Origin of the sequence: Microcoleus sp. N9_B4 (genome assembly GCF_036701635.1) — a bacterium.
Taxonomy (GTDB): Bacteria; Cyanobacteriota; Cyanobacteriia; order Cyanobacteriales; family Microcoleaceae; genus Microcoleus.
Map to the genome: position 1 here is coordinate 10,142 of NZ_JAUBRC010000010.1, position 24,834 is coordinate 34,975.

The window sequence follows — 24,834 nt, forward strand, 5'->3', positions numbered from 1 at the left end:
TTCTGGTGGAGAAAGTTCGATCGACTTTGGCGCATCTAAAATCGGTTCGGGTTCTGGTGGAGAAAGTTCGATCGACTCTACTGTTTCTGAAACTAGCAGATTTTCGACAATCGGTTCTGGTGGAGAAAGTTCGATCGACTCTTGTCTTTCTACAATGAGTAGATTTTCGACAATCGGTTCTGGTTGAGGATCTTCTATCGACTCTACTGTTTCTACAATGAGTAGATTTTCGACAATCGGTTCTGGTTCTGGTTGCTCGATCGACTCTACTGTTTCTACAATGAGTAGATTTTCGACAATCGGTTCTGGTTCTGGTTGCTCGATCGACTCTTGTCTTTCTACAGTTTCCAGAAACTCTGCGACTGGTTGCATTCCTGGTTCTAAATCGCTTATTTCCTCTGCTGTTTCTGTAATTGGTTCGGATTCTGGTTGAGAATAGTCGATCGACTCTTGCCTTTCGACAATCGGTTCTGGTTGATGATGCTCGATCGACTCTACGGTTTCTGCAACTTGCAGATTTTCGACAATTGGTTCTGGTTGATGATGCTCGATCGACTCTACTGTTTCGACAACTGGTTCAGATTCTGACTGAGAATGCTCGATCGACTCTACGGTTTCTGCAACTTGCAGATTTTCGACAATTGGTTCTGGTTGATGATGCTCGATCGACTCTACTGTTTCGACAACTGGTTCAGATTCTGACTGAGAATGCTCGATCGACTCTACGGTTTCTGCAACTTGCAGATTTTCGACAATTGGTTCTGGTTGAGAATGCTCGATCGACTCGACGGTTTCGACAACTGGTTCGGATTCTGGTTGAGAATGCTCGATCGACTCTGATAATTCTACAACTGGTTCGGATTCTAACTGAGAAGGCTCGATCAACTCTTGCCGATCGGAAACTGGCTGATTTTCCACAACAATCGGTTGCGATTCCGATTGTGGAATATCCGCGATTATCGCTTGCGATTCCGATTGATTAGTATCCGCGATCGACTCTTGAGTTTCTGCCACTTCTTGCAGATTTCGATCGACCTCCGGTTCGCTGTGAACCAGATTTTCTTCCGGTTTCTTTTCAGCCGCTGTCAGCCTTAAAAACACATCTTCCAGAGTAGCGCGAGAGCGGCGCATTTCGCACAGCCCAAATCCAGAGGCAATGATAGCTGTAGCAATTTCTCGTCCGGGTTCTCTTTCCGGTTCGCACAATGCCCGCAGACGGTAGCGACTCACTAAAAATTGATTGCTTGGAATCAATTCCACCGATCGAACTCCCGGCAAATTTTCCAAAGAAGGCAACAGCAGACTGTTTACCAAATCCCCCTCCCCTTCCACTTCGAGTTCGTAACCCTCTCCGACAGCCAACTCTCCCATCAAATTTTCGGGAGTACCCGCAGCGACGATTTTACCGCGATTGATGATGGTGACGCGGTTGCAAGTCATGCTGACTTCCGGCAGAATGTGCGTGGAAAGAATAATTGTGTGCTGGCCGCCAAGGCTTTTGATTAAATTGCGGACTTCGATGATTTGTCGGGGGTCGAGGCCGACGGTTGGTTCGTCTAGGATAATGACCGGTGGGTCGTGGACGATCGCCTGCGCGATACCGACACGCTGACGAAATCCTTTAGAAAGCTTGCGGATTAAAACTTTGCGTTTATCAACCAGGCCGCAGCGTTCGATCGCGGACGTAACTCGTCGCGCGCGATCGCCCGCAGGTACTTGCTTAATCCTGGCCACAAAAAACAGAAACCCTTCCACAGTCATTTCTGGATACAGTGGCGGGTTTTCCGGCAGATAACCGATGCGCTGTCTGACTGCCATCGAGTTTTCGTGAACATCGAGGCCGGCGATGCGGGCCGTACCGCTGGATGCTGGCAAATATCCCGACAAAATCCGCATGGTTGTGGTTTTGCCGGCACCGTTGGGCCCCAAAAACCCGAGAATTTCTCCTGATTCGACCGAAAAAGACACGTCCGCGATCGCTGCGGTCGAACCGTAAGTTTTGCTTAAGTGTTCTACTTCAATCATTTGTCAGAAGTCACGCGATTTTAGATTTTAGATTTTAGATTTACTTTACCAACCACAGGCGGGACGCCTGTTCCACGAACTGGAGAGTCCCGCCCGATCGGCGGGTCGATCGAATTTATGGCGAAATTTTTAATTTGATTTTGTCTTCCAGTGTAGTCTGGCAAGAACTAAATCTATCATAAGTGTCGATCGGACTTTGAAGCAAAATGCTAGGTAGTAGGGTGCGGCGCGGGGAAATGATTAGCCGATGTACATCGAATCGCTACCAACTGACGCACCCTACCAGTAGAGTCCGTGCCTAACCGAACCCTCAACTAGCTGCCTTCGCTAGAGACGCGGGGCTGCTTCTCGGTTGAGTAGCGCTTACGCGCCCGTCCGCGTAACGCGCCTTCGCGGTTCGTTAAAAAAAATCTCAACTGCCCCGTTTCCAAATCTTTATTTCCCCCAACCAACCCGCACTAACAATAGTCTTCCCATCGCTGCTAATCGCCACAGCACTAACATAGCCAGAATGCCCGCTCAAATTACCTCTCAATTCCCCCGATCGCACATCCCAAAGTCTCACACTCTTATCCCAACTCCCACTAACCAGCGTAGTGCCATCCCGACTGAATGCCACCGACCAAACCCCGTCGGTATGCCCGCTTAAACGCCGAATTAACTGCCCGTTTCCGGCATTCCACAAACCGATTGTACCATTGCTATTTCCCGCAGCTAAACTCTTGCCGTCAGGAGTAAAAGCTAGCGACAAAACAGCCAAGTTTTTGCCGCTAATCGTGCGAATTGCTTGACCTGTAACTAAATTCCACAACCTAATTGAACCGTCTTTACTGCCACTAGCTAAAGTTTTGTTGTCAGGACTAATTGCAACAGCATTCACCAACCCAGAATGCCCGGTCAAAGTCCGCAGCAACTCTCCTGTTTTAGCGTTCCAAATCTTAATCGTTTTGTCCCAACTACCGCTGGCTACAAATTGACCGTCAGGACTAACGGCAACGCTCGAAACTGCATTGGAATGTCCGCTCAAAGTGCGTACAACCGCGCCAGTTTCTAAATTCCAAATTTTCACAGTTTTGTCGTCGCTGCCGCTAGCTAACACCTTGCCATCTGCACTCGCGGCCAATGCGTTTACTGCTTCCGTGTGACCTTGCAGGGTAGTTTTTAATTGCCCGCTGGGAAAATTCCAAACTGAGATTGTGCCGTTGCTATTTCCTGTGGTAAAATAAGCGGAAGCTAGGGCAAGGGAACTGACAACTTCGGAAGGCCCTTTGAGGGTATTTGTGGCAGCAAAGGCGATCGCACTTGCGGGCGTGCGGGGCGCATTATTCGCCGGAGTTTTCGGGTTTCCGGCAGTAGGAGATTGGGGAACTACTGGCAGGGAAATAGTCGATCGCCATTTCATGAAAGTATTGATTTCTATCCCCGCCGCCACGATTTTATCAGAGTTGTCCTCTAACCTAACAATGCCGTTAATTGCGACAACTCGCCCCGCATCATCGAGCACCGGCCCCCCGCTCATGCCCGCTCTCACTAAGTTGTTGTAGACCAAAGTATAGCCGTTCCAGGGAGTTTGGCGGCCGGTGAGCAAGCCTTCCGTGGCGATGAAAATCGGCTGTCTCAGGGAACCGCCGGATATCGGCCAGCCCGCCACATAAGCCTTGTTTCCCTTAGTTGCTGGGGAATTGGCTAATTGAGCCAAGGGGTAGCTTTGAGTGCTGCTGAATGGCACGATCGCCAAATCCGCACCGGGCATTCGCCGCACGAGGCTGTATGATACAGAGTGAGCTTGGCCGTCGGGAGTTACGACCTCGTAATCGCCTGCTTTATCGACAACGTGCCAGTTTGTGAGAATATAGTATGTGCTGCCTTGTTTCTCTAAAATTACTCCTGAACCGCCTTTTGGCCCCTGGATGCGAACAGTAATTTGTTGGGCAACGGTTTTAACTTTGTCGGCGGTTAATGCGAGGGCAATTTGAGGTGATGTGAGTGGGATGAGGGCGATCGAACTCAGGGCGATCGTAGCACTCAAAATAGCCGGAATTGTTCTGCTGTAATTCATTATTGTGTCAATTTAACATATCCACATATCAACTGACGGATAACTTTTCCGGTTTGTGGCATATTGACGGTTGACAACGCCAAAATGCCTGCGCGATCGAACTTTCGACATTCGCACAAGCCTAAAAATATTTTACACAGCCCTCTGGCTAGCAGAAAAATTTAGAATCGGGAACCGCACCTAGCCTCAACAATCGCAACTGGCTGATCTCTATTCTTTTCTCGGCAAATCAGAATTTGAGCCAAACGCTGCTCGGAATAATACCCATTAGCCATCCAGCCGATAGGTGCGCCCGCGATCGCGCCAACTGCTAAACCAGTGATCAGGCTCCCAATAAGATGCTTTCTGGCGATCGGGTTTTGTTGCATAAAAATTTATCCTAAACACTTAACCTTAGCAAAAATACCACAAAGAAAATTTACTGTCTTCCTCCTATTTACTTATTTCCTAAGTAGTAACCCACCCTAAGTAAGGTGCGGATTGGGCACCTTACTTAGTATCTAGGATGCCCAATTTTAGGCCAAATCAAACAGCAAAAATTCAGCATCTGCCGTAGCTTCAATCACCACCTCAGACTCCCCGCTAAGCGCCGCAGCGTCGCCATTTTTCAAAGGCAAACCGTTGAGCAAAACCGAGCCGCGAGCAACTTGCACCCAAGCATGGCGATTCGGCTGCAAAGCATGAGAAACCCGCGAGTCTTTATCCAAAACAGCCGCATACAAATCCACATCTTGATGCACTTTCACCGCACCATCTCTCGCATCTCGCGCCGCCACTAAACGCAGTTTTCCGTGCCTTTCTGCTAGGGGAAACTCCCGCTGCTCGTAACTCGGCTGCAAGCCTTTTGTATCGGGTAACAGCCAGATTTGCAGCAAATGAACCGGGTCTGTTTGCGAGTTATTAAACTCGCTGTGCTGGATACCCGTACCTGCACTCATCCGCTGTACTTCACCGGGTTTAATCACTGCACCAGTACCCAAACTGTCCTTGTGTTCTAATGCTCCTTCTAATACATAAGTAATGATTTCCATGTCGCTGTGTCCATGAGTGCCGAAACCTTTGCCGGGGCTAACGACATCCTCATTAATTACGCGCAAAGAGCGAAAATTCATATAATTTGGATCGTAATAGCCTGCAAAAGAAAATGTGTGGTAACTGTCCAGCCAACCGTGATTAGCGTGTCCTCTTGCTTCACTTTTTCTAACGGTAATCATTTGCTGAATCCTCAGTGAAATTTATCGGGTGTTTCTTTGATGTTTTTATTTTAAGCCGAGTCAAGCTATTATGGATAGTACGCACTTAAAAGTGCGGTACTTACCACAAATATACTATGCAAGTCCAAGAAGTAAAAGTCGATCGAGCAAATTGCCCTGTAGAACGAACTCTAGAGGTGATTGGCGGGCGCTGGAAAGTCTTGATTCTGCGGGAGTTGTTTCCAGGAGTGAAGCGCTTTAACGAGCTGCAACGAGCTGTCAACGGCATTACTCAGAAGATGCTGACGCAGCAACTGCGGGAAATGGAATCAGACGGGATTGTGCATCGGGAAGTTTACCTGCAAGTGCCGCCAAAAGTTGAATATTCGCTAACGCCTTTGGGCGAAAGTCTCAAACCGATTATTAATGCCATGCACGAATGGGGAATTCAGCATATTAGCGAAGATGGAAAATGAGCGGTTTCTAAATGGTTTTTTCCGTCTTCCGACAGATTTCAAATTTTCAACCTAGTTCAACAATAATAATATGAACAACATAGAGCGACTCGCCACCCTCAACCGCATCCGCAAACTCAGCCGCCTGATGGATACCGCCATTGGCATCCCCGGCACTAAATTTCGCATTGGTTTAGACCCCATTATCGGTTTAGTTCCGGGTGCTGGGGATATCGTAGACACCGCGTTTTCCGCCTACCTAATTTATTTAGCAACTCGATTCAACCTCCCCCAAAAAACTCTAGGAAAAATGATTTACAATATCGGTCTAGAAGCCGTTGTTGGTTCAGTACCTTTAATCGGAGATATCTTCGATGCTTTTTATAAATCAAACATGAGAAATCTGGCGCTTTTAGAAGCACACCTCGAAGCAGTTGAACCCGAACTAGCCGCAGTTGCAGAACCTATTCCTGAACCGATTAAATTGTAGGGGCTGGTTTCACCAACAATAATTGTAAATAACCAACAATCTCTCAAACCAGCCCCCATCAAACGAAAAATCAGAATGTAGATTTTCCGCATTCGAGCCAAATTTAATGTTGATGTGGGTTATCTGTTGTGGTGGCGGGTTTATCTAGATTGTTGGTACTCGTCAGATATTATTCGTCCAACACGCCCTTACAAAATAATCGCTGATGTCGTTTAACTGCTTCCACCAAAGCAACAACATCGGCTTCCAGAGTATTAAAAGCCGTTACCAGTCTAACAGTACATTCATCCCACCGATAAAACAGAAAGCCCTCAGCTAAAACCGCTGTAATTACCGATTCGGGAAGTTGAATAAAAATCTCATTGGCTTCAACCCGATGGCAAAACTTCGCTCCCTCAAGTCCCGCCAAACCTTCTGCTAATTGGGCTGCCATATTATTTGCATGAGCCGCATTCTTGAGCCACAAATCATCCGTTATATACGCTTCCAACTGCGCCGACAAAAACCGCATTTTCGAGAAAAGATGCCCGCTGCGCTTGCGGTAAAAAGGGAAAGTCTTTGCTAATTCTTGATTAAAAAAAACCACAGCTTCCGCAGCCATCGCGCCGTTTTTTGTCGCTCCAAACGAGAGAATATCTACACCGGCGCGCCAAGTGACATCCGCCGGAGAACAGCCAAGACTGGCGACAGCATTGGCAAAGCGAGCTCCATCCATGTGCAGGTGCAAATTGTGAGCGCGAACCACTTCCGAAATGTGGGAAATTTCCGCTGGATTGTAGACTGTGCCGGCTTCGGTTGCTTGAGTGATGCTGACGGCTGCGGGCTGTACGTGGTGGACGACACCTGCACCAGCGCGATCGAGCATTTTTGCTAAAGTCTCTGCCTCTATTTTACCATGATTTCCTGTTACTGTCACTAACTTTGCACCGCCTGTAAAAAACTCGGGCGCCCCGCATTCATCTAAATTAATATGAGATTCCGCGTGACAGTAAACAGCGCCGTAAGGAGGAGTAACAACCGCAAGGGCTAGCGCATTAGCAGCAGAACCGGTTGCTACAGGAAAAACAGTCACCGATGTCTCGAACAAATCCGAAAATTTAACTTGCAAACGCTGCGTATATTCATCATCTCCGTAAGACATCACAGCACCGCAATTAGCCGCTGCAATCGCCGCCATAATCTCCGGCGAAACCCCGGTTGCATTGTCGCTACAAAAATTCATTAGAATAATTGGTAAATAGAATCTATAATATAACTCAACCCTCAGCAGTCAACACTCAAGCATTAAACCAAGAGGCAGAATTATGGCAGAATACCGTCAAATAGAATACCGCATCGGCAAAGACGGCAAAATTACCGAAACCGTCCTCAACGCCACCGGTTCGAGTTGCACCGAAACCACCGCCGGAATTGAAAAAGCTCTTGGAAAAGTAGAATCTCAAGATTTGCTGCCAGAATACTACGAAGGCGAAGAAAATTTGATCGTTGAACAAACGCAGACTTTAAAACAAGTTTAGAAGAGTTAAAGATGTTTGAGATCCTCGGTGCAACAGTTGATGTAACAACACTGCCTGCCTTCAGCTTCGCGCTAGCTATCGGGGGCATTTTTCTCATTTTAGTCTACCTTTATGCTGCATCTGAGGCGGGAGATGCGATCGAGTTTAAGTACGATACAATTCTGCGGGAACGCATGAATCAGCTAGACATACTCGATTGGCAAGACTTAGGCGAAAAAGCAGGCTTAAGTCGCTTTGGGGTGCGCTTAGTGCGGCAGGGAGACGTGGGAAAACTCACGGTAGACCAACTGAGACGGCTGGCAACAGTGCTGAATTTGAATTTCCAAGAGTTCGATCGCACTTTGAGCGCGCTGCCAATGTCGGCTACAATCACAACTAATCCCACCGAAATTGAAGAATTGAGGCAGCAGTGTTTCCGGCTGCGATCAGAATTGCAGCAGCAAAAAGCTCAACTAACTGCCGATTTTCGCCGCGCTACCTTTGAACAGTTGCAAACTTTGTTAACAAACTATCCCGCCGCCCGCAAAATGGCAGAAGCCAAGCCGGATATGCCCGCCAAAAATCTCTCAGCTTTGTTTACTCCCTTAGAAAACCTGTTATCAAGCTGGGATTTTGAAACGATTGGTTCTGCCTGGGAACAAACTGCTTACAATCCGCAGTTGCACCAGCCGGATGTTGAGGATATAACAGAAGGAGAATTAGTTTATATTCGGTTTGTCGGCTATCGGGAGGGAGAGCGAATTCTTACTCCGGCTAAAGTTAGTCGCACCCTTCCAGCGGGAATTAAAAATTAAGTAAGGGGCGCAATGCGACCCTACAAATAGAGTAAATGCGTAAGTCCTATAAACTTAGCTGCACCACCCAGCGCCGCATGAAAAATTAAATCTAAAATCTAAACTTTAAAATCTAAAATCACCATGACTACAGTTGCCATTGACTTCGGCACCAGCAATACGGTTGTCTGCATTCTCAACCCGGATACGCAAACACCAGAAACTTTGAGACTCGGCGAGATGTCACGCATTTTTAAAACGAAGAATTCGAGCGGAGATGTTCGAGAAATATCTGTAGTGCCGACTTTAGTCTTTGTGCAAAATGCCGGAGAGTTGGTGTTGGGAGAAAAAGTGCGATCGCAGCGTTTGGGGCAATCCCATCCCGACCGTTTTTTCCAAGCTTTTAAACGCGATTTAGCTGCGGACTTTCAGCCACCGCCCCGCAATATCGACGGCGATACCTACACAGCCGAATCAGTAGCCGAACAGTTTATCAAAACTATTTGGAAACAATTATATTTACAAAATATACAGCCAGACAAAGTAATTTTTACAGTCCCCGTTGGAGCCTTTGAGCGATATCTAGATTGGTTTCGCGACTTAGGAGAAAGTTTGGGAGTTGCGGAAGTTCAGGTAATAGATGAATCCACAGCCGCCGCCCTGGGATATGCAGTAAAACGCCCTGGCTCTCTAGTTTTAGTAGTTGATTTTGGCGGCGGAACTTTAGATTTAAGTTTAGTTCGTACTGCTCTAACCCCCCCCTTACCCCCCCTTACCAAGGGGGGGAGAAATCTCGCTTCCCCCCTTAGCCAGGGGGAGAGAAATCTCGCTTCCCCCCTTAGCAACGCGGGGACAAATCTCGCTTCCCCCCTTACCAAGGGGGGGAGAAATCTTGCTCCCCCCCTTACCAAGGGGGGGCTGGGGGGGGTACGTGCCGAAGTGTTGGCAAAATCGGATGCTTATGTCGGCGGCGAAGATATTGACATCTGGATTGTCGAAGATTATTTGCGGCAAATTGGTTCGTCGCGGGCAGAAGTCGGCCCAGTTGGCTGGCAGAATTTATTAGAAATAGCAGAAAAATTAAAAATTCAACTTTCTCAAGTTAATGAGGCGAAGGAAAGCTGGTTTGACGATGAAAATTTTATGTCTTATGACTTGCAGCTAAACCGAGACAAGCTTGAGGAAATTCTGGAATCTAGGCAGTTGTTAGAACAGTTGCGGGAAAGTTTAGATGAAGTTCTGAGTATTGCACTGGGAAAAGGTATCGGCAAAGCAGATATCGAACAGGTTTTGCTGGTAGGAGGAACTTCTCTAATTCCGGCTGTATCTAATTTAGTGGTTTCGTATTTTGGGCGGCAAAAAGTCCAAAGAGACAAGCCTTTTGAAGCAGTGGCGCACGGTGCTTTAGTATTGACACAATTAGCGAGTGTTGACGATTATTTGCGCCACAGCTATGCAATTCGCCTTTGGGAACCTTATGCTAAAGCTTATGCTTATTCGCCGATATTTAGCAAGGAAATGAAGTATCCCTGTCAAAGTTCCGAAGAGTTGACGCTGCAAGTGGCAATTGAAGGGCAAAGGGAAATTCGGTTAGATATTGGGGAAGTTGCGGAGGTATCGCAAGCGGAGGTTATTTTTAATGAAAAAGGGCAAATGACGAGCAGTTGGCTCAACAAACAGACGGATTTTCGCTCTTTGGACAGCCACCACCAGCAGGTTTGTGTGGCGCATTTGAACCCGCCTGGGGTATTGGGAATTGATAGGGTTTCGGTGAGTTTTGAGGTGGATGAGAGGCGGGTTTTGTTGGCGACGGTGCGGGATTTGGTGACTGGTAAGGTGTTGGTGGAAAAAGGGGCGATCGCCAAACTGCAATAATGATAAAATTTTTAGATAACATTCGGATCTTGAAATCGGTACTACACAAACTCTCGCCCGGATGGTGCGCGGACTGAAGAATATCGATTTAAATCAAATTTATGCCGCCATGAAAAAGCAACAAAATAAATTCAGCCACCTGACGGCCATCGAGAGAATTTATCTGTCATTTCCAGCCCGATTTTTATTGGATAAAAACTTGCTGCAAGGCAAAGTCTTAGATTTTGGCTGCGGCTTGGGCAGCGATGTGAGATTGTTGCAGCAAAAAGGCTTCGATATTACGGGTTATGACCCTTATTATTTCCCGGAATTCCCCGAAGATAAATTTGACACCATTATTTGCTTTTATGTTTTAAATGTTTTGTTTCCCGAAGAACAAGCTAATGTCCTGATGGAAGTGTCGCACCTGTTGAAACCGGGAGGGAATGCGTATTTTGCGGTGAGAAGGGATATCAAAAAAGAAGGCTTTCGAGAACATTATGTCCACAAAAAACCTACATATCAGTGCATTGTCAAACTTCCCTTTAAGCCAGTTCACCTAGATGAGTCTTGCGAAATTTACAAATACGTTCATTACAACCATCAAAGAAATTCTACTAATAACTGTATATTCTGCAATCCTTACAAAAACCTAACTTTGCTAACTGAATCAGCAACAGCTTTTGCGATGTTTGACGGTTATCCCGCCAGCAAAGGTCATGTTTTAATCATCCCAAAACGTCACGTTGCTAATTATTTTGAACTGCCTTTTCGAGAGCAATCGGCTTGCTGGTTTATGGCTAATAAGGTGCAAGAAATGTTAAGTAAAGAATTTCAGCCTGACGGGTTTAATGTGGGAATCAATATTAATAAACAGGCTGGTCAAAGTCGCACTCACGCGGCTATTCATGTTATCCCCCGTTACCATGGCGATGCGGCGGGGAATAAAGGCGGAATTAGGTATGTGATTCCCAAGAGTGAAAAATAAAAGTTAGCCAATTGTCAAAGAACTTATTTTTTACCGCAGAGGCGCAGAGAACACAGAGGTATAGAGAAGAGAGGAATTCATAATTTTTGTAAGGATTGTTATATTTGAGCAAACGGCGAGCAAAATAGAGTTAAAATGTGTTTGCAAGGTCTAAAACTACACATTAGCAGCAATTTGGTGTTCTGTTTATGTCTAAGCGCAAAAAGCAAGAATGGCTCAAGGAAACCTTAGAGCTTAAAGAAGACCACAATTGGAAGTCAAAGCCTGGAACTCGAATTTTTGTAGCAGGAAGAGGTGCAGTCCGCTTTGATGTCCCGGAAGATTGGCATTTTGAACCGGATACTAAGTCGTTCCGATTTACGGATAAAAAGCCGCCGGATGATGATTGTTGTTTGGAGGTTTCGTTTAATTTGCTACCACCTAATAACTGGGCAGATTTTCCGCTGGTGCCGCTATTACAGAAGGTGGTTGAAGATGATACGCGGAATCCGATCGCTTTTGGGGACATTATCCAATTGAAGCGGCAAACTGCCCGCATTGTTTGGACTGAATTTAAGTTTATCGACCCTCCAGAACAGCGGGAAGCTTATTCGCGAATCTGTATTGGATTGGGTTCTAATGTTCAGTGTTTGATTACTTTTGATTACTGGGTTGACGATGCTGAACATTTGACTCCTGTCTGGGATACGGTGATGGATTCGTTAGTTCTGGGTTTGTTTATTAGCGACCCTCGAACGGGGTTCGCACGGCCAGATTAGACCGATTTTCTGGGAAACTTTCAACAACTAATTTTGCTAAGTGTTGAATTGGTAAGCCATCGGCCAGTAAATTTAGAACCAACATTAAACTTTACAACCGCTTTGCCATGAAAATATCTGGCTTGCCAATTCCGTTCGCGTCGGGCATTACTCCGACGATCGCAAAACCCATTTTTTGATAAAATTCGTAGGGATGACCGCGCAAATTTCTAATTTTGGCAACGTGTTCCCAAACGTTAGGATAAAGATTGATGCCTGAAAGAGTTGTTTGATTGTCTTCGTCGTCGGTTCCCACCCACAGCACGATCCCTCCCCGGTTTTTAGCTTCTGTTGCTAAATCAGCTACGAGCGATCGACCAATTCCTTGTCCGCGAAATTCTGTTCCCACTACCAGCGGATGCAGTTCCCAAACATTACCGTCATACTGTTTAATTCCGCCAATCCATCCCAAAACTTGATTGCTGTCGCCGACAGCAATTCGACTGATGCGATCGGCTCCTAAAGATTCTTGCACTTCTTGCAAAGCAGAATTTAGATCGGGCCAAGCATCGGGCCAATGCTCTTTAAAACCTTCAACTATTAATTTAGCTACCTGTTGAATTTTTGGCTCGTCAACCGCACGCAAATCTGTAATTTGTACGTTCATGATTTTACATACTAAATCAAGGATTACGGACTAATACGCTCACAAACCAGATTTTATAACCGGGGAAACGGTCAAAACGAAATATTATTCATAGTCTTCAGGCTCCTTATGTTCCCAAAGCGAAAAGTTATTATTGAAAACTTGCGTGAAGCGAAGCTATCCCGCAGGGAATCGCCCGTTAGCGAATCCCTGGAAGATGATCGCCAATTCCCCGCAAAATACTAACACAAATACCGTACAATTATCCCACCATCCGGCATCAACCAACCTGCTAACCCCATGCTTTGCGATTACCTAGTACAAATCCTCACCGCCCGCGTCTACGATGTTGCTCAAGAAACAGCCCTAGAAGTCGCCCCCAATCTATCAGCACGGCTCAACAATAAACTTTTGCTGAAGCGAGAGGATATGCAGTCGGTGTTTTCCTTCAAACTGCGGGGTGCGTACAACAAAATGGCGCAACTGTCGCCGGATTTGCTAGCACAAGGTGTCATTGCAGCTTCCGCCGGCAATCACGCCCAAGGAGTCGCCCTCGCCGCCCGCCACCTGGGAACTCGCGCGATTATCGTCATGCCCGTAACGACGCCGCAGGTGAAGGTAAATGCGGTGATATCCCGTGGTGGAGAGGTAGTCTTGCATGGGGATACCTACGACGATGCTTACGCTTTTGCGCGTCAATTAGAGGCGGAAAAAGGTATGACTTTTATTCACCCTTTTGATGACCCCTACGTGATAGCTGGACAGGGTACGATCGGCATGGAAATTCTGCGGCAACATCAAAAACCAATTCACGCGATTTTTGTGGCAATTGGCGGCGGTGGATTGATTTCGGGAATTGGGGCTTATGTCAAGCGGTTGCGGCCGGAAATTAAGATTATTGGCGTCGAACCGGTGGATTCCGATGCAATGAATCAATCACTGAAAGCGGGTAAACGGGTGCGTTTGTCGCAGGTGGGTTTATTTGCTGACGGCGTTGCTGTGCGGGAAGTGGGGGAGGAAACTTTTCGGTTGTGTCAGGAGTATGTGGATGAGATTATTTTGGTGCATACGGATGATGTTTGCGCCGCGATTAAGGATGTTTTTGAAGATACGCGATCGATCTTAGAACCTGCTGGCGCTTTGGCGATCGCAGGTGCCAAAGCTTACGTGGAACGGGAACAAATCGCAGGAGAAACATTAATTGCTGTTGCTTGCGGCGCGAACATGAATTTCGATCGGCTGCGTTTTGTAGCAGAAAGAGCCGAGTTTGGCGAACGCCGCGAAGCCATTTTTGCAGTCACAATTCCCGAACAACCGGGAAGTCTCCGCAGGTTTTGCGAATGTTTGGGTAAGCGCAATTTAACTGAATTTAGCTATCGAATTGCGGATAAAAAAGCAGCACATATTTTTATTGGTGTACAAATTCAAAACCGTGCGGATGCGGTGAAGATAGCCGCAAGTTTTGAAGATTGTGGCTTCAAGACTTTGGATTTAACTGATGATGAATTAACGAAATTGCACGTGCGGCATATGGTGGGCGGGCGTTCGATGCTGGCCGATCATGAATTGTTTTATCGCTTTGAATTTCCCGAACGTCCGGGTGCGTTGATGAAGTTTGTCGGTTCGATGAGCCCTAACTGGAATATCAGCGTTTTTCACTATCGAAATAACGGCGCAGATTACGGGCGAATTGTGGTGGGAATTCAGGTACCGCCCGATGAGATGCAGGAGTGGCAGGCTTTTTTGGATACGCTGGGCTATCAGTATGGGGATGAGAGTCAAAATCCGGCGTATAAGCTATTTTTAAGATAGTTTGGTTTGTGGTCTTGAAACAAATTAATATTTATGAACAGGATCAAAAAAATATTGCCGTTTTTTTTGATGATTTTTGCTGTTGCTGTTGTGGCAGCAGTTGCACATTTTGCGATCGAACAACTTTCCAGCCCAGTCAGTTATTTTCAACCTGTGGATACCAGAGATGGTGCAGAGTTGTACAAAAAACAACTACCCAACGGAAATCTGGCTTATTTGCAAGTTATTAACGTCCCAAAAATGCAAATAGACCAGCTAATTGGAGAGGTCGATCGGATGGCTTTCAATAAAGGATTGTATTATCAGGGAGAAAACAAATATTACAGTCCTTTTTTTAAGAGCAAGTTGTTCTCTGAAGTTACAGGTGAATACAAAAAGCTTTACGGCAATGGTGTTTTTTCCGTGATTAACTGTTCTTTTTTTGAACAATACGAACGCAGCACGCAGCTATCTTTTCCTATCAAATTCAACGGTCAAGTGATTACTGGCGGTAACGGCATCTACGGCCCCGTCAAGAAGCCCAAAGATGGGAAGTATAAAAATGTTCGATTGAAAGCTTTGGTCTGGAACGATCGAGAAGCATATATCACAAATTACGAACCGCAAACAGGAAAGCCATTGAATCAAAAAGAGGTACAAAATGCAGTTGTTACTTACGAATACAAGGACCATCCAGCTAAACTCATATCTAAAAATCCAGCAAATAGGTATCACGTCATCGGTACGCTGGACAAAGATGGTCGCAAGGGTAATGAATTGCTGGCAATTATCACAGTTAATGAAGCGACATTAGATGCAGCAGCTAAGTTAATGCGAGAATTCGGAGTGAAAGGAGATATAGTGACGATCGACGGCGGACTCTCAACTTATCTATTCAATCCTAAAATCGGCGAGATTATGTTGCCTCAATCAAATAATATTGCCACTCGGGAACTGCCGCACTATTTAGGGTTTAGGAATAGAAAATCTCAGACAGCTTCACCAAAAATATTGGTGGCTAAACCAGCAGGAAAAGTGCAGGTGGAAGCAAATAAACCTTATTTGATTTTGTGGAGAGACAATATTCAGGAGGAGGTCAAGATTGAGCTGTATCAAGAGAAGAAGTTGGTTGAAAGCATAGCCAACCGCGCGACTAGCGATGGGGTTTATGAATGGAAACCTAAGATTGCGGTAAAATTAGGCTCTTTGATTCGGATTTCAAGTGTTAAAAATGCCAAGGTGTCTGGGGCTTTGCAGTTGTGATGATTGTTGTTGACATTGCAGAAAATTGTGGTGGTTGAGCGGGTCATGCTAAGGATGTCGGTTACGAACTTTTGCAAATGTTATCTGATATCTTTGATGAAGAAGTTGATAAAAAAAATCTTAAATCCGTCGTACAACGGCAAGGTAATCTCAATATTTCTTTGGGCGCTCGAAGCTTTAACAGTAATAATAATATAATCGGCTGTGTAAACATGGGTTCCGAAGAACCCACTCCTACCCCCGATAAAAGTCAGCCGAAAAATCCCGACTTGCAGGAGGAAAGCAAAAATCAGACTAAGATGGAAACAATTGATAAATTACGGCAGTTTGGCTTGAGCGACGAGCAAATTGCAGAAGCGCTAGATATACCTTTAGAGCAGGTTAAGCAGGTGGACTTGGAGGAGTAAATCTGTGGTATCTCCGAATTTTACTGGATCGGGCGATTCCCTACGGGATAGCTTCGCTTCACGCTCTTAGTTGTTTTGTTATAATCATCGAAGGTTGCCTTTTGGAAGTAAAATAAAATATCCCCAGATTTTTTCAGCTATGAACACAAAACTCATTGAATCCTTAGTACAAATCATCCAGACTCTCTCAGAAGACGAGCAATTGCTAATAAAAGCAAAACTATTTAATAACATCCCCTATCCTTCTACTGTGGAACTAACCCAGTTAGCCCAAAGCGGAGGAGCATTTCAATTCCTGCACGACGAACCTGATATTTACACCCTTGAAGATGGAGAGCCAATTTAGTGAAGCTAAAAAAAGGAGATATTGTTTTAGCTGAATTTCCTTTTACAGATTTGAGTCAGAAAAAGTTACGTCCGGCTTTAGTGCTGTGGGCAAGTTCAACCATAGATGAAATTACGATATGCTTCATTTCTTCGCAAAATGTCTCTAGCCTAAGTTTAGATGAATTTGCTTTAAATGCTTCAGATCCAGAATTTCCCAGCACGGGATTAAGAGTATCTTCTAAAGTTAGAGTGACTCGGATTGTCAGCCTTGAACAGAGATTAATACTGAGACGATTGGGCGAGTTAGGAAGTCAGCAAATGCAGCAATTGAATGCAACTATCATACAAGCATTTCAATTAGTATAGCCTTGTTTACTATCGCGCGCTTGCCGGAAACGATCGCAAATCTCTGCAATAAAGGTTTCGCCGTCAATCGGTGGAGTATGTTCGGACATGGCAACAGCAGCATCTATCTTAACTCGTACAGTATCGATCCATTGGCGATCGGCGAGAGCTGCTTGGAACTCATCAAGCCATTCGAGAAACTCTGCGAGTTCATTTTCTGGAAGTTCCCTTACTGCTGTCTTGAGTTCTGAAATGTTCATGGGTAATTAACTTTTTTTGCTAATAGCCGTTTACCTATGGCAATCCTAAATCATTTGTGAATTTCTTACTCCCTCCCCTTAGTAAGGGGAGGGCTGGGGTGGGGTAAAAAATTTACGACTCCTGCAAGGATTTCTATGTGTACTCCAACGATCAAATTGTTCCCATGAAATAGGGGAGAAAATCTCAGACGCACCCTACAACACAAACTAGAATCATCGTGCAAACTCATAGGCAATATTCGTGATGCGGCCGCGCCAGTAGGGCAATAGCGAGCCATCAGGCAGTTGCCACGCCACCTCGCCGGAGAGGGGAATCCGCATACCGTCTCGCAATTCGTAGTCCCAGAAGCGGCCCTGCCAGGGCGCAAACACCAGTCCCCCGTTAACTGTACGGGCGCGGGCCTCGGCGCGGATACTGGCGATTAGCCCTGCTTCATCAAAGCGGAAATCCAGGGAAACAGCGGTGTCGCCATCCTGTAGCGTTGCTCTGGCCGAAGAATTGTCGATCGCCTCCCAGCGAACACCCTGACTTGGCAGCAGTCTCGTCGGATACCAAGCCGCCTCCGCGAAAAAGCGCATCAGTTCCCCAAGTGCCGCTTCTGGAGTGCCGCGGATATCCGCCAGAGTCACCAGGCCAAGCAGCGCCGCATGGAGGATGCCTTCGCCAGAAATGTAGGCATCATGAACGAACGCATTGATACCGGGCATCATGGCAATTCGCCCGTCCCAGTCAAAGCCAGGGCGCTGAGTAATTACGAGTTGAGTTGAAGTGAAGGCGCTCCATTTTTCTGCGGTTTCACTCATGTTAAACGTGCCTTGGTGGGAAACCCGCGCTGTTGCAATTAGCGGTTGTGCATCCTGGAGCACCGCGCGAAAGTAGCGCTGCACTGGCTGGGGTAAATCGGCGATTTCCCGCGCATCAAATGTGAGAGGTTTAATCGGTAAGCGTGCAGCTTCGAGATTGGCTCGCAGTTCCTTGGTACCGAGATGCCAGCGGTATGCTCCAAGGGCGATCGCGCCAACAATGCCAACTACAAGCGCCAGGATGATTAGTACGATCGGCGATCGCCACATGGTGATTCCTCTTGATACCTAAAAACGAGTTAATCAAGCGCGAGTCTTAAACCCATCTACCGACTACAACTCTCAGCGTTCCATCTGCCAAAGTTTCCTCTTCTTCAACATGAAAACCCTCTGACTGCACCGCCGCCATCAAACTTTTGCGCGCGTATTTTTGACTAATTGAATTGACAAAATCCTGCTGGTTAATTCGAGCGCCCCAAAAATCCGCCACCAATTCATAATCCTCTCCGCTGCGGCGAAAACCCAAATCGTAACCATTGGATTGCCGAATCACGTACTCCGCATTAGTTTTGTCACCCCGATAACCCCGTACCTGCACATTGCACTCTACTTGATAACCCAACTCTTCCAACACTTGATGTAGCAGTTCGCCGTTCTTGATCTGAACCTTGATCGTTGTGAAGTGTGACATATCACTTTCGGATTTTTGTGTGAAACGCTGATTTGATTATAATACTATAAACAACAACAGTCAATAAGTTATAAGTTGCGCTCTTAAACTTGGTTTTCGCGTGACAGAAAGCAGCCAGGGAAAAGCCACCGGATTCATCTGTGAGGTCGCTTTCTTCAATCCTCCAATTATGCAATCTAAAATCTAAAATCTAAAATCTAAAATCCTATGATGCCCGACAATTATAACCAACCCAGAGAATATGATGCCGTCCTCGGCGGCCAAAGTCAAATCCCGATCGCCGGCGCAGTTTTGGGAGGCATCGCCGGGGTCAAGCAGCGCTTCAACAGTCCTAGTATCGAGGCTCGGATTGCCGCTGTTAAAGATGCTCCTAAATACGGAGGCGCTGGTTTAAATTTAGCAATTGAGGCGCTGCTTGACCCCGCAGCAGAAGTGCAGCGAGTTGCTTATTTAATTTTGCGATCGAGGACAGAACCTCTAGTGCGCCAAGCTTTAAAAGACTTCGTGCCTTACAAGCTTTTTGACTGCATCCAGACGCTCAAAACAGGGACAAATCTGGCGATTAGTCCCGGAGGTGATCGCACGGCGAGTTTGCACGGGAAAATAATTAGAATTTGCGATGTAGATACAGGAGAAATACTCTATACTGTTGACAAGTATCCCCGCGCTCAAGAAACTTTTGTACTTTGCCAAGAAAGCGAAGTTTTTGTGAGGATCAGAAATACGCCGAAACATCGTGCGATCGAAATTTGGCAAGGAGGAGAATTGCGGCATACTTCCCTCGGACATGAAGGGGAAATTAGCGCAATTGTCATCAGTCCCGACAGTCAAGTTATCGCCACAGGTTCGGCAGATACTACTATTAAAATATGGAATTTAGAGACGGGAAAGTTAATCTGTACCTTTGGCAGTCTTTTAACTTGGGGAGCTCATAAAGCAGGAATTGTTAGTCTTGCTTTTAGCCCGATCGCACAAACTCTCGCTAGCAGCAGTTCTGACGGTACAATTAAACTGTGGAACCTCCGCAGCAGAGAATGCTCCCAAACAATTAAGGGTTACGCGAATTGTCTGGCTTTGAGCCCAGACGGGCAGACTTTGGCTACTGGCGGCTGGGACAGAAACATTCAACTGCGGCAGCTATCGAATCCAGATAGTTCAATCACTTTGGCAGGGCATTTTAACTCGATAAATGCGATCGCCTTTAGTCCCGACGGACTAACTGTTGTCAGTGCTAGTGCGGATGGTAATATCAAATTTTGGAATGCCAGTACAGGCGAAAATATTCACACTCTCAGCGGACATCAAAACTCTGTTACTTGTCTTACTTTTAGCAGCGATGGTGAAAGTATTATCAGTGGCAGCTTAGACAAAACTGTCAAAATTTGGGGAGTTATACCATTTTAGATTTTAGATTTTAGATTTTAGATTGAAGAATAGGGAATGACTGATCGGCTATGGGTTTGGATCTTGCCTAGAGTTGCAATTTTATTGACGGCTATTAATTTAATTCCCGCGAATATCAGACTAAAAAAATATTATTCCAATGCCAACAGAAAGGATATTGTTCTTATATTTTTTATCCCTCAACCCAGTTTTTTTCGTATAACCCCGGTTTAGCAAGGCAAGCCTGCGTCCAGGACTATTATCATAAAACTCGCTCGGACGGACTTCCTAACTACAAGCACCTTTTATGACTGGTAATTGACCGGATATGATATCAAGAGTGCGTCCTGGACTGTTTAATATTTCCAAATTCCCGATTCCCGATTCCTCGGTGCGTGAATCTACGCAAACAAATATAATAAATTTACAATTCCAGTTCTTGTGCAAGCCGAGGATTGCGGAAATTATTTTTGCACTACTACGTATACTTACAGTGAAAGTACCGATTCGCAGGCATTATTCAGCTTGTTGTCAAGTTTTGAACAGTAGCCAGAAAGCGTGATTGAGCTGCAATTCCTGAATCATTTAAACGAGGTTTAAACTATCGCATATTGCTCAAATGAGTATCGCAGCTAACTGTAATATTTGACTGAAAAAGTTTATGCTTAAAAGATAGGCTGGGGTTAAATATACAGTGCACTTCCAGAGTAACCATGTCACACTGCAACCAATCCATCTGTCGTTCCCGCAATCTCGCAGAAATGTGCGACACTACTGCCAGTTGGCAGCAAAAAGCCGATCGACTAACGGTAGAATTAAACAGCACGCGCGATCGGCTTCACGCAGAAATCGATCGGCTCAAACAAGCCAACGAAACCCTTCACGCCGCTGTCAGTTGTGCTCCAATTTTCCTGTGGGCAACAGACAGAGAAGGCAAGTTAACCCTTGCAGCAGGGAAAGGATTAGAAAATTTGGGACTCAAACCAGGTGCAACTGTCGGGCGATCGATTTTTGAAGTTTACAGCAGCCAGCCAGATATCTTAGAAAATATTGCCGAGGTATTAGCAGGAAACGATCGCACTTGGAACGTCCGAGAGAGGCATTTTATTCACGAAATTCGATCGGCAGCCCTGCGAGATGGAAACGGCGAAGTTGTCGGCGCAGTGGGTGTTTCTACTGAAATTACCGAGCGCGAGCAGTTCATTGCCACTCTGGAAACGGCAAATCAAGAATTAGAAGAGAGACTGCAGCAGCAGACGGCAGTCTTCAATGCAGCACTTGCTGAAAGCGAAAAAAAGTACCGCAACCTCGTAGAAACATCCCAAGAATTGATTTGGTCGATCGATATTGAAGGCCTCTTGACTTTTGTCAATTCCGCCGCCAAACGCATCTATGGTTACGAACCGCCAGAAATGATCGGACGACGCTTCACCGATTTTTTAGTTCCCGATCAAGAAAGTAGACCAAGAGAAATATTTGCCCAACTTTTAGCGAGAACCAGAATTCAGCCACAAACCGCTAATTCTCCTTACGAAACAGTACACATTCGCAAAGACGGTACTCCCGTTCACCTGCGCGTCAACAGCATCGTCAACCAAGCTGAAAACGGCGCTATTTTAGGCTTGTGCGGAACGGCGACAGATATTAGCGATCGCAAGCGATCGGAAGAAGCACTCCAAGAAGCTACAGACCAACTTCGCGCCGTTTTGGATGCCGTACCCGGACTGATTTCTTGGATCAGTTCAGATTTGCGGTATATAGGAGTCAACCAGCACTTAGCAACCTCATTTAACCTGTCTCCTGAAAGCTTTGTCGGTCAAGAAATCAACTTTCTCGACAAAGGCTCGACTTTCGGAGAACTGATCCGAATTTTTTTTGACAGTTCATCTCAGCAAACCTGCCAAGAAATAGACCTACAAATTAACGGTTTCGTCCGCAACTATTTGATCGTAGCTCAGAAATATAATCAGGGAACCGCAGCAGTTTCTGTAGGAATAGACATTACCGACCGCAAGCGGGCGGAAGCTCTCAAAAACCAATTGATCTGCTCGTTGCAAGAATCAGAACACAAATTTCGCAGCCTTTATGAAGCCACCAGCGACGCAGTAATGTTGCTTGACGAAAAGGAGTTTTTTGACTGCAATCCCGCCACCTTAAAAATATTTGGCTGTAGCAACAAACAAGAATTTTACGGCAAGCATCCGAGGGAATTTTCTCCGCCATTTCAGCCTAACGGACAAGATTCAGCCAGTTTAGCTTCACAGAAAATGAACATAGCAATGCTCATAGGTAGCTGTCGATTTGAATGGGTACACCAACGACTCGACGGTTCAGAATTTTCCGCAGAAGTTCTGTTAAACGCAATGGAAATTAACGGAAAAAAATTTCTCCAAGCAGTAGTACGCGACATTACCGATCGCAAACGGGATGAGGATCAAATCAAAGCCTCCCTCGCCGAAAAAGAAGTCCTTCTCCAAGAAATTCACCACCGCGTCAAAAACAACCTCCAAGTTATTTCTAGCCTGCTGAAACTTCAGTCTCGCTACATTCAAGACAGCCGCGTTAGTGAAATGTTAAAAGAAAGTCAAAACCGAGTCAGATCAATGGCTCTGGTTCACGAACAATTATATCACTCCAAAGACTGGTCAAACATTGATTTTGCTGAATACATCCAAAATCTCGCCCACAATTTATTCCAAGCTTATGAAAATCATGCAGAAGGCGTTAAGTTGCAAACAAATATTGCGCCGTGTTCTCTCAATATTGATACGGCAGTTCCTTGCGGATTAATTATCAACGAGCTTGTGACAAATGCTTTAAAATATGCTTTTAAAGGACAAGTTAAAGGTAAAATTAACATAGATTTCACTTTAGATAATAAGAGAGTTTGCGTGCTAACTGTGAGCGACAGCGGAATTGGCTTTCCTCAAGACTTAGATTATCGAAAAGCCCGAACGTTGGGTTTGCGATTGGTCGGGTCTTTAGTCAAGCAAATTCGGGGGGGAATAGAACTGTTAGAAACTGCTGGCACGACTTTTAGAATAACCTTTTCTCAACCTAAATTGCACTCTGAGGAGAAAAATTAGTGTCCAACAAAAAAATTCTGATAGTTGAAGACGAGAGCATCATTGCAGAAGACATTTCCGACAGTTTGATATCTTTAGGATATAGAATAACTGGCATGGTCTATTCGGGAGAAGAAGCAATTGAATCGGCAGCAAAGTTGCGCCCTGATTTAGTTTTAATGGATGTTAACCTGCAAGGAGAAATCGACGGCATTACAGCAGCCGAAGAAATTCGCTTGCGCTTTCAAATTCCGGTAGTTTATCTGACAGCTTATGCCGATGAAACTACTTTACGACGAGTCAATAGTACAAAACCGTTCGGCTATATTGTCAAGCCATTTGAAGAAAAAAACTTGCACACAACTATTCAACTGGCACTCTACCGACATCAGTATGACAGCTTGACCAACCTGCCGAATCGTTCATTTTTGCGAGAAAAGTTAAGTCAAGTATTAGATGGTCAAAAAGAATTGTCTGGAGTCGTTCCAGTTGTCACGCTTAGCTTAGATAAAATCAACCGCATTAACAGTACCTGGGGACACGATATCGGCGACTCAGTGCTTTGTACCATCGCCCAGCGGCTAACTAACTGCATGGAAAACATTAATATTGTTGCTCGTTTGGAAGCGGCAGAATTCGCGCTGATTCTCAAACCAGTTGCAAAAAAACAGGATGTGGCTAAGATTGCTCAAAACATTTTAGATATTGTATCCCAAGCTATGATTGTCAAAGATTGCGAAGTCTATGTCACTGCTAGTATGGGGATCTGCTTGTATCCCGGGGACGGCACCGACGGAGATGAACTACTGAAAAATGCTTATATAGCAATGTATCAATCTCAGCAGAAAGGCGGCAATACTTATCATTTTTATACAGCAAAAAATGCTAATTTTTTTATCAATACACTTCTTCAAGAAAGTTGCTTGCGCCAGGCTTTAAAAAGCTCAGAATTTGAAGTATACTATCAGCCGCAAATAGAAATCAAAACAGGTAAAATTATTGGTGCTGAAGCTTTGGTGCGCTGGAATCATCCAGAACGAGGGCGAGTTTCCCCGGGGGAATTTATTCCAATGGCTGAAGAAATGGGCTTGATTGCACCGTTAGGCGAATGGGTATTAGAGACTGCTTGCAGGCAAGCTAAAACATGGCAAAGAGCAGGTTTACCGCCCCTGCGAGTGGCAGTTAACGTGTCAGCCCGTCAATTCGAGCGCAAAAATTTCACGGAAAGAGTCAGGGAGATATTAACAGACACAGATCTCGAACCCAAGTGTTTGGAATTAGAACTGACGGAAAGTCTGGTTTTGCAAGACGAAATTGCCGCAGCTAAAGCTTTTAGGGTGTGGAAAGATCAGGGGATTAGGATAGCAATTGATGATTTTGGGACTGGATATTCTTCTTTGAGTTATCCAAAACGCTTTCCGTTTGATGCGATCAAAATTGACAAGAGTTTTATTCGCGATATTGCAGACGATCGCCAAAATGCAGCGATAACAATAGCGATTATTCAAATGGCACACTGCATGAACATGACGGTGGTGGCTGAGGGGGTAGAAAATAAGCAGGAACTTGATTTTTTGTGCGATCACGAATGCGATGAAATTCAAGGCCATCTTTTCAGTCAGGCTTTGCCAAGCGCTGAGTTTGAAGCGCTGCTGAAAAGCGATAAGTGCTGGGATTTACATCGATTCCGGTTGCAATCCTCATGACTGTTGACTGTTGACTGTTGACTGTTGACAACTGACAACTGCCCACTGACAACTG

23 protein-coding genes and 1 pseudogene are annotated in these 24,834 nt (G+C 45.5%); 15 read left to right on the forward strand and 9 right to left on the reverse strand.

Features of this window, described 5'->3' with window-relative positions:
* Positions 1–999: 999 nt before the first annotated feature.
* The 4 genes and pseudogenes from QUA43_RS08945 to QUA43_RS08960 form a co-directional block, all read right to left on the reverse strand.
* Positions 1,000–2,025, reverse strand: a pseudogene (locus QUA43_RS08945) (ABC transporter ATP-binding protein); the annotation flags it as partial.
* 412 nt (positions 2,026–2,437) lie between these two features.
* Positions 2,438–4,084, reverse strand: coding sequence for a WD40 domain-containing protein (locus QUA43_RS08950; RefSeq protein WP_333372956.1), 1,647 nt, complete (start codon positions 4,082–4,084; stop codon positions 2,438–2,440).
* Positions 4,085–4,245: 161 nt separating this feature from the next.
* Positions 4,246–4,452, reverse strand: a complete 207-nt coding sequence (locus QUA43_RS08955; protein WP_333147644.1) for a hypothetical protein — start codon at positions 4,450–4,452, stop codon at positions 4,246–4,248.
* Positions 4,453–4,599: 147 nt separating this feature from the next.
* Positions 4,600–5,298, reverse strand: a complete 699-nt coding sequence (locus QUA43_RS08960) for a pirin family protein (RefSeq protein WP_333372959.1) — start codon at positions 5,296–5,298, stop codon at positions 4,600–4,602.
* Positions 5,299–5,414: 116 nt separating this feature from the next.
* On the opposite strand from QUA43_RS08960, the gene QUA43_RS08965 reads away from it, so the two are divergent.
* Together QUA43_RS08965 and QUA43_RS08970 are read left to right on the forward strand one after the other, a co-directional pair.
* Positions 5,415–5,753 carry a helix-turn-helix domain-containing protein gene (locus QUA43_RS08965; RefSeq protein ID WP_333372961.1) on the forward strand — a complete coding sequence of 113 codons (339 nt, stop codon included), beginning with the start codon at positions 5,415–5,417 and terminating at the stop codon, positions 5,751–5,753.
* 70 nt (positions 5,754–5,823) lie between these two features.
* The gene (locus tag QUA43_RS08970) at positions 5,824–6,222 is read left to right on the forward strand and encodes a DUF4112 domain-containing protein (protein ID WP_333372963.1); all 399 of its coding nucleotides are present in this window, start codon (positions 5,824–5,826) and stop codon (positions 6,220–6,222) included.
* 169 nt (positions 6,223–6,391) lie between these two features.
* Here QUA43_RS08970 and QUA43_RS08975 read toward each other — a convergent pair whose 3' ends face one another.
* Positions 6,392–7,444, reverse strand: coding sequence for a low specificity L-threonine aldolase (locus QUA43_RS08975; RefSeq protein WP_333372965.1), 1,053 nt, complete (start codon positions 7,442–7,444; stop codon positions 6,392–6,394).
* Positions 7,445–7,526: 82 nt separating this feature from the next.
* Between QUA43_RS08975 and QUA43_RS08980 the strand changes: the two genes are divergently transcribed.
* The 5 genes from QUA43_RS08980 (at position 7,527) to QUA43_RS09000 (ending at position 12,112) form a co-directional block, all read left to right on the forward strand.
* Entirely contained in the window at positions 7,527–7,739 is a 213-nt protein-coding gene (locus QUA43_RS08980; protein WP_015177420.1) for a DUF2997 domain-containing protein, read from the forward strand.
* An 11-nt stretch (positions 7,740–7,750) separates the two neighbouring features.
* Positions 7,751–8,533, forward strand: a complete 783-nt coding sequence (locus tag QUA43_RS08985) for an XRE family transcriptional regulator (protein WP_333372968.1) — start codon at positions 7,751–7,753, stop codon at positions 8,531–8,533.
* Between the two features lie 123 nt (positions 8,534–8,656).
* A complete protein-coding gene (locus tag QUA43_RS08990) occupies positions 8,657–10,387 on the forward strand; it encodes an Hsp70 family protein (protein ID WP_333372972.1) in 1,731 nt (576 codons plus the stop codon).
* A 109-nt stretch (positions 10,388–10,496) separates the two neighbouring features.
* Complete coding sequence (locus tag QUA43_RS08995) at positions 10,497–11,354, forward strand: bifunctional class I SAM-dependent methyltransferase/HIT family protein (protein WP_333372974.1); 858 nt, start codon at positions 10,497–10,499, stop codon at positions 11,352–11,354.
* 188 nt (positions 11,355–11,542) lie between these two features.
* Positions 11,543–12,112, forward strand: coding sequence for a hypothetical protein (locus QUA43_RS09000; RefSeq protein ID WP_333372977.1), 570 nt, complete (start codon positions 11,543–11,545; stop codon positions 12,110–12,112).
* 91 nt (positions 12,113–12,203) lie between these two features.
* Here the strand turns inward: QUA43_RS09000 and QUA43_RS09005 are convergent, their stop codons facing one another.
* The gene (locus QUA43_RS09005; protein WP_333372980.1) at positions 12,204–12,758 is read right to left on the reverse strand and encodes a GNAT family N-acetyltransferase; all 555 of its coding nucleotides are present in this window, start codon (positions 12,756–12,758) and stop codon (positions 12,204–12,206) included.
* Positions 12,759–13,016: 258 nt separating this feature from the next.
* Between QUA43_RS09005 and ilvA the strand changes: the two genes are divergently transcribed.
* The 5 genes from ilvA (at position 13,017) to QUA43_RS09030 (ending at position 16,891) form a co-directional block, all read left to right on the forward strand.
* Entirely contained in the window at positions 13,017–14,549 is a 1,533-nt protein-coding gene (ilvA, locus tag QUA43_RS09010) for a threonine ammonia-lyase, biosynthetic (RefSeq protein WP_333373230.1), read from the forward strand.
* A 33-nt stretch (positions 14,550–14,582) separates the two neighbouring features.
* Positions 14,583–15,791, forward strand: coding sequence for a hypothetical protein (locus QUA43_RS09015; RefSeq protein WP_333372983.1), 1,209 nt, complete (start codon positions 14,583–14,585; stop codon positions 15,789–15,791).
* A gap of 77 nt (positions 15,792–15,868) precedes the next feature.
* The gene (locus tag QUA43_RS09020) at positions 15,869–16,198 is read left to right on the forward strand and encodes a hypothetical protein (protein ID WP_333372986.1); all 330 of its coding nucleotides are present in this window, start codon (positions 15,869–15,871) and stop codon (positions 16,196–16,198) included.
* Positions 16,199–16,337: 139 nt separating this feature from the next.
* Positions 16,338–16,544, forward strand: coding sequence for a hypothetical protein (locus QUA43_RS09025; protein ID WP_333372989.1), 207 nt, complete (start codon positions 16,338–16,340; stop codon positions 16,542–16,544).
* Positions 16,544–16,891, forward strand: coding sequence for a type II toxin-antitoxin system PemK/MazF family toxin (locus tag QUA43_RS09030; RefSeq protein WP_333372991.1), 348 nt, complete (start codon positions 16,544–16,546; stop codon positions 16,889–16,891). The genes QUA43_RS09025 and QUA43_RS09030 overlap by 1 nt, the downstream gene beginning before the upstream one ends.
* Here the strand turns inward: QUA43_RS09030 and QUA43_RS09035 are convergent.
* The 3 genes from QUA43_RS09035 to QUA43_RS09045 all read right to left on the reverse strand — a co-directional run bounded on the left by QUA43_RS09035 (position 16,879) and on the right by QUA43_RS09045 (position 18,625).
* Positions 16,879–17,130: a hypothetical protein gene (locus QUA43_RS09035; protein WP_333372994.1), complete on the reverse strand. Its 252-nt coding sequence runs from the start codon at positions 17,128–17,130 to the stop codon at positions 16,879–16,881. The two genes, QUA43_RS09030 and QUA43_RS09035, sit on opposite strands and share 13 nt — an antisense overlap.
* Before the next feature lie 213 nt (positions 17,131–17,343).
* A complete protein-coding gene (locus QUA43_RS09040; RefSeq protein WP_333372996.1) occupies positions 17,344–18,204 on the reverse strand; it encodes a DUF6920 family protein in 861 nt (286 codons plus the stop codon).
* Positions 18,205–18,250: 46 nt separating this feature from the next.
* Complete coding sequence (locus tag QUA43_RS09045) at positions 18,251–18,625, reverse strand: DUF1257 domain-containing protein (protein WP_333372998.1); 375 nt, start codon at positions 18,623–18,625, stop codon at positions 18,251–18,253.
* Positions 18,626–18,832: 207 nt separating this feature from the next.
* Between QUA43_RS09045 and QUA43_RS09050 the strand changes: the two genes are divergently transcribed.
* From QUA43_RS09050 to QUA43_RS09060, 3 genes are all read left to right on the forward strand, one after another.
* The gene (locus tag QUA43_RS09050) at positions 18,833–20,029 is read left to right on the forward strand and encodes a WD40 repeat domain-containing protein (protein WP_333373001.1); all 1,197 of its coding nucleotides are present in this window, start codon (positions 18,833–18,835) and stop codon (positions 20,027–20,029) included.
* Positions 20,030–20,721: 692 nt separating this feature from the next.
* Positions 20,722–23,094, forward strand: coding sequence for a PAS domain S-box protein (locus QUA43_RS09055; protein ID WP_333373004.1), 2,373 nt, complete (start codon positions 20,722–20,724; stop codon positions 23,092–23,094).
* Positions 23,094–24,779, forward strand: a complete 1,686-nt coding sequence (locus QUA43_RS09060; protein WP_333373007.1) for an EAL domain-containing protein — start codon at positions 23,094–23,096, stop codon at positions 24,777–24,779. The genes QUA43_RS09055 and QUA43_RS09060 overlap by 1 nt, the downstream gene beginning before the upstream one ends.
* Positions 24,780–24,834 lie beyond the last annotated feature (55 nt).

Excerpts from the sequence above, each read along its gene's own strand:
- QUA43_RS08975 (WP_333372965.1), bottom strand. The coding sequence starts at position 7,444 with ATGAATTTTTGTAGCGACAATGCAACCGGGGTTTCGCCGGAGATTATG.
- QUA43_RS09055 (WP_333373004.1), top strand. The coding sequence starts at position 20,722 with ATGTCACACTGCAACCAATCCATCTGTCGTTCCCGCAATCTCGCAGAA.
- QUA43_RS09050 (WP_333373001.1), top strand. The coding sequence starts at position 18,833 with ATGATGCCCGACAATTATAACCAACCCAGAGAATATGATGCCGTCCTC.
- QUA43_RS08985 (WP_333372968.1), top strand. The coding sequence starts at position 7,751 with ATGTTTGAGATCCTCGGTGCAACAGTTGATGTAACAACACTGCCTGCC.
- QUA43_RS09040 (WP_333372996.1), bottom strand. The coding sequence starts at position 18,204 with ATGTGGCGATCGCCGATCGTACTAATCATCCTGGCGCTTGTAGTTGGC.
- QUA43_RS09045 (WP_333372998.1), bottom strand. The coding sequence starts at position 18,625 with ATGTCACACTTCACAACGATCAAGGTTCAGATCAAGAACGGCGAACTG.
- QUA43_RS08990 (WP_333372972.1), top strand. The coding sequence starts at position 8,657 with ATGACTACAGTTGCCATTGACTTCGGCACCAGCAATACGGTTGTCTGC.
- QUA43_RS08970 (WP_333372963.1), top strand. The coding sequence starts at position 5,824 with ATGAACAACATAGAGCGACTCGCCACCCTCAACCGCATCCGCAAACTC.
- QUA43_RS08950 (WP_333372956.1), bottom strand. The coding sequence starts at position 4,084 with ATGAATTACAGCAGAACAATTCCGGCTATTTTGAGTGCTACGATCGCC.
- QUA43_RS09000 (WP_333372977.1), top strand. The coding sequence starts at position 11,543 with ATGTCTAAGCGCAAAAAGCAAGAATGGCTCAAGGAAACCTTAGAGCTT.
- QUA43_RS08965 (WP_333372961.1), top strand. The coding sequence starts at position 5,415 with ATGCAAGTCCAAGAAGTAAAAGTCGATCGAGCAAATTGCCCTGTAGAA.
- QUA43_RS08955 (WP_333147644.1), bottom strand. The coding sequence starts at position 4,452 with ATGCAACAAAACCCGATCGCCAGAAAGCATCTTATTGGGAGCCTGATC.
- QUA43_RS08960 (WP_333372959.1), bottom strand. The coding sequence starts at position 5,298 with ATGATTACCGTTAGAAAAAGTGAAGCAAGAGGACACGCTAATCACGGT.
- QUA43_RS09005 (WP_333372980.1), bottom strand. The coding sequence starts at position 12,758 with ATGAACGTACAAATTACAGATTTGCGTGCGGTTGACGAGCCAAAAATT.
- QUA43_RS09020 (WP_333372986.1), top strand. The coding sequence starts at position 15,869 with ATGTTATCTGATATCTTTGATGAAGAAGTTGATAAAAAAAATCTTAAA.
- QUA43_RS08980 (WP_015177420.1), top strand. The coding sequence starts at position 7,527 with ATGGCAGAATACCGTCAAATAGAATACCGCATCGGCAAAGACGGCAAA.
- QUA43_RS08995 (WP_333372974.1), top strand. The coding sequence starts at position 10,497 with ATGAAAAAGCAACAAAATAAATTCAGCCACCTGACGGCCATCGAGAGA.
- QUA43_RS09025 (WP_333372989.1), top strand. The coding sequence starts at position 16,338 with ATGAACACAAAACTCATTGAATCCTTAGTACAAATCATCCAGACTCTC.
- QUA43_RS09015 (WP_333372983.1), top strand. The coding sequence starts at position 14,583 with ATGAACAGGATCAAAAAAATATTGCCGTTTTTTTTGATGATTTTTGCT.
- QUA43_RS09035 (WP_333372994.1), bottom strand. The coding sequence starts at position 17,130 with ATGAACATTTCAGAACTCAAGACAGCAGTAAGGGAACTTCCAGAAAAT.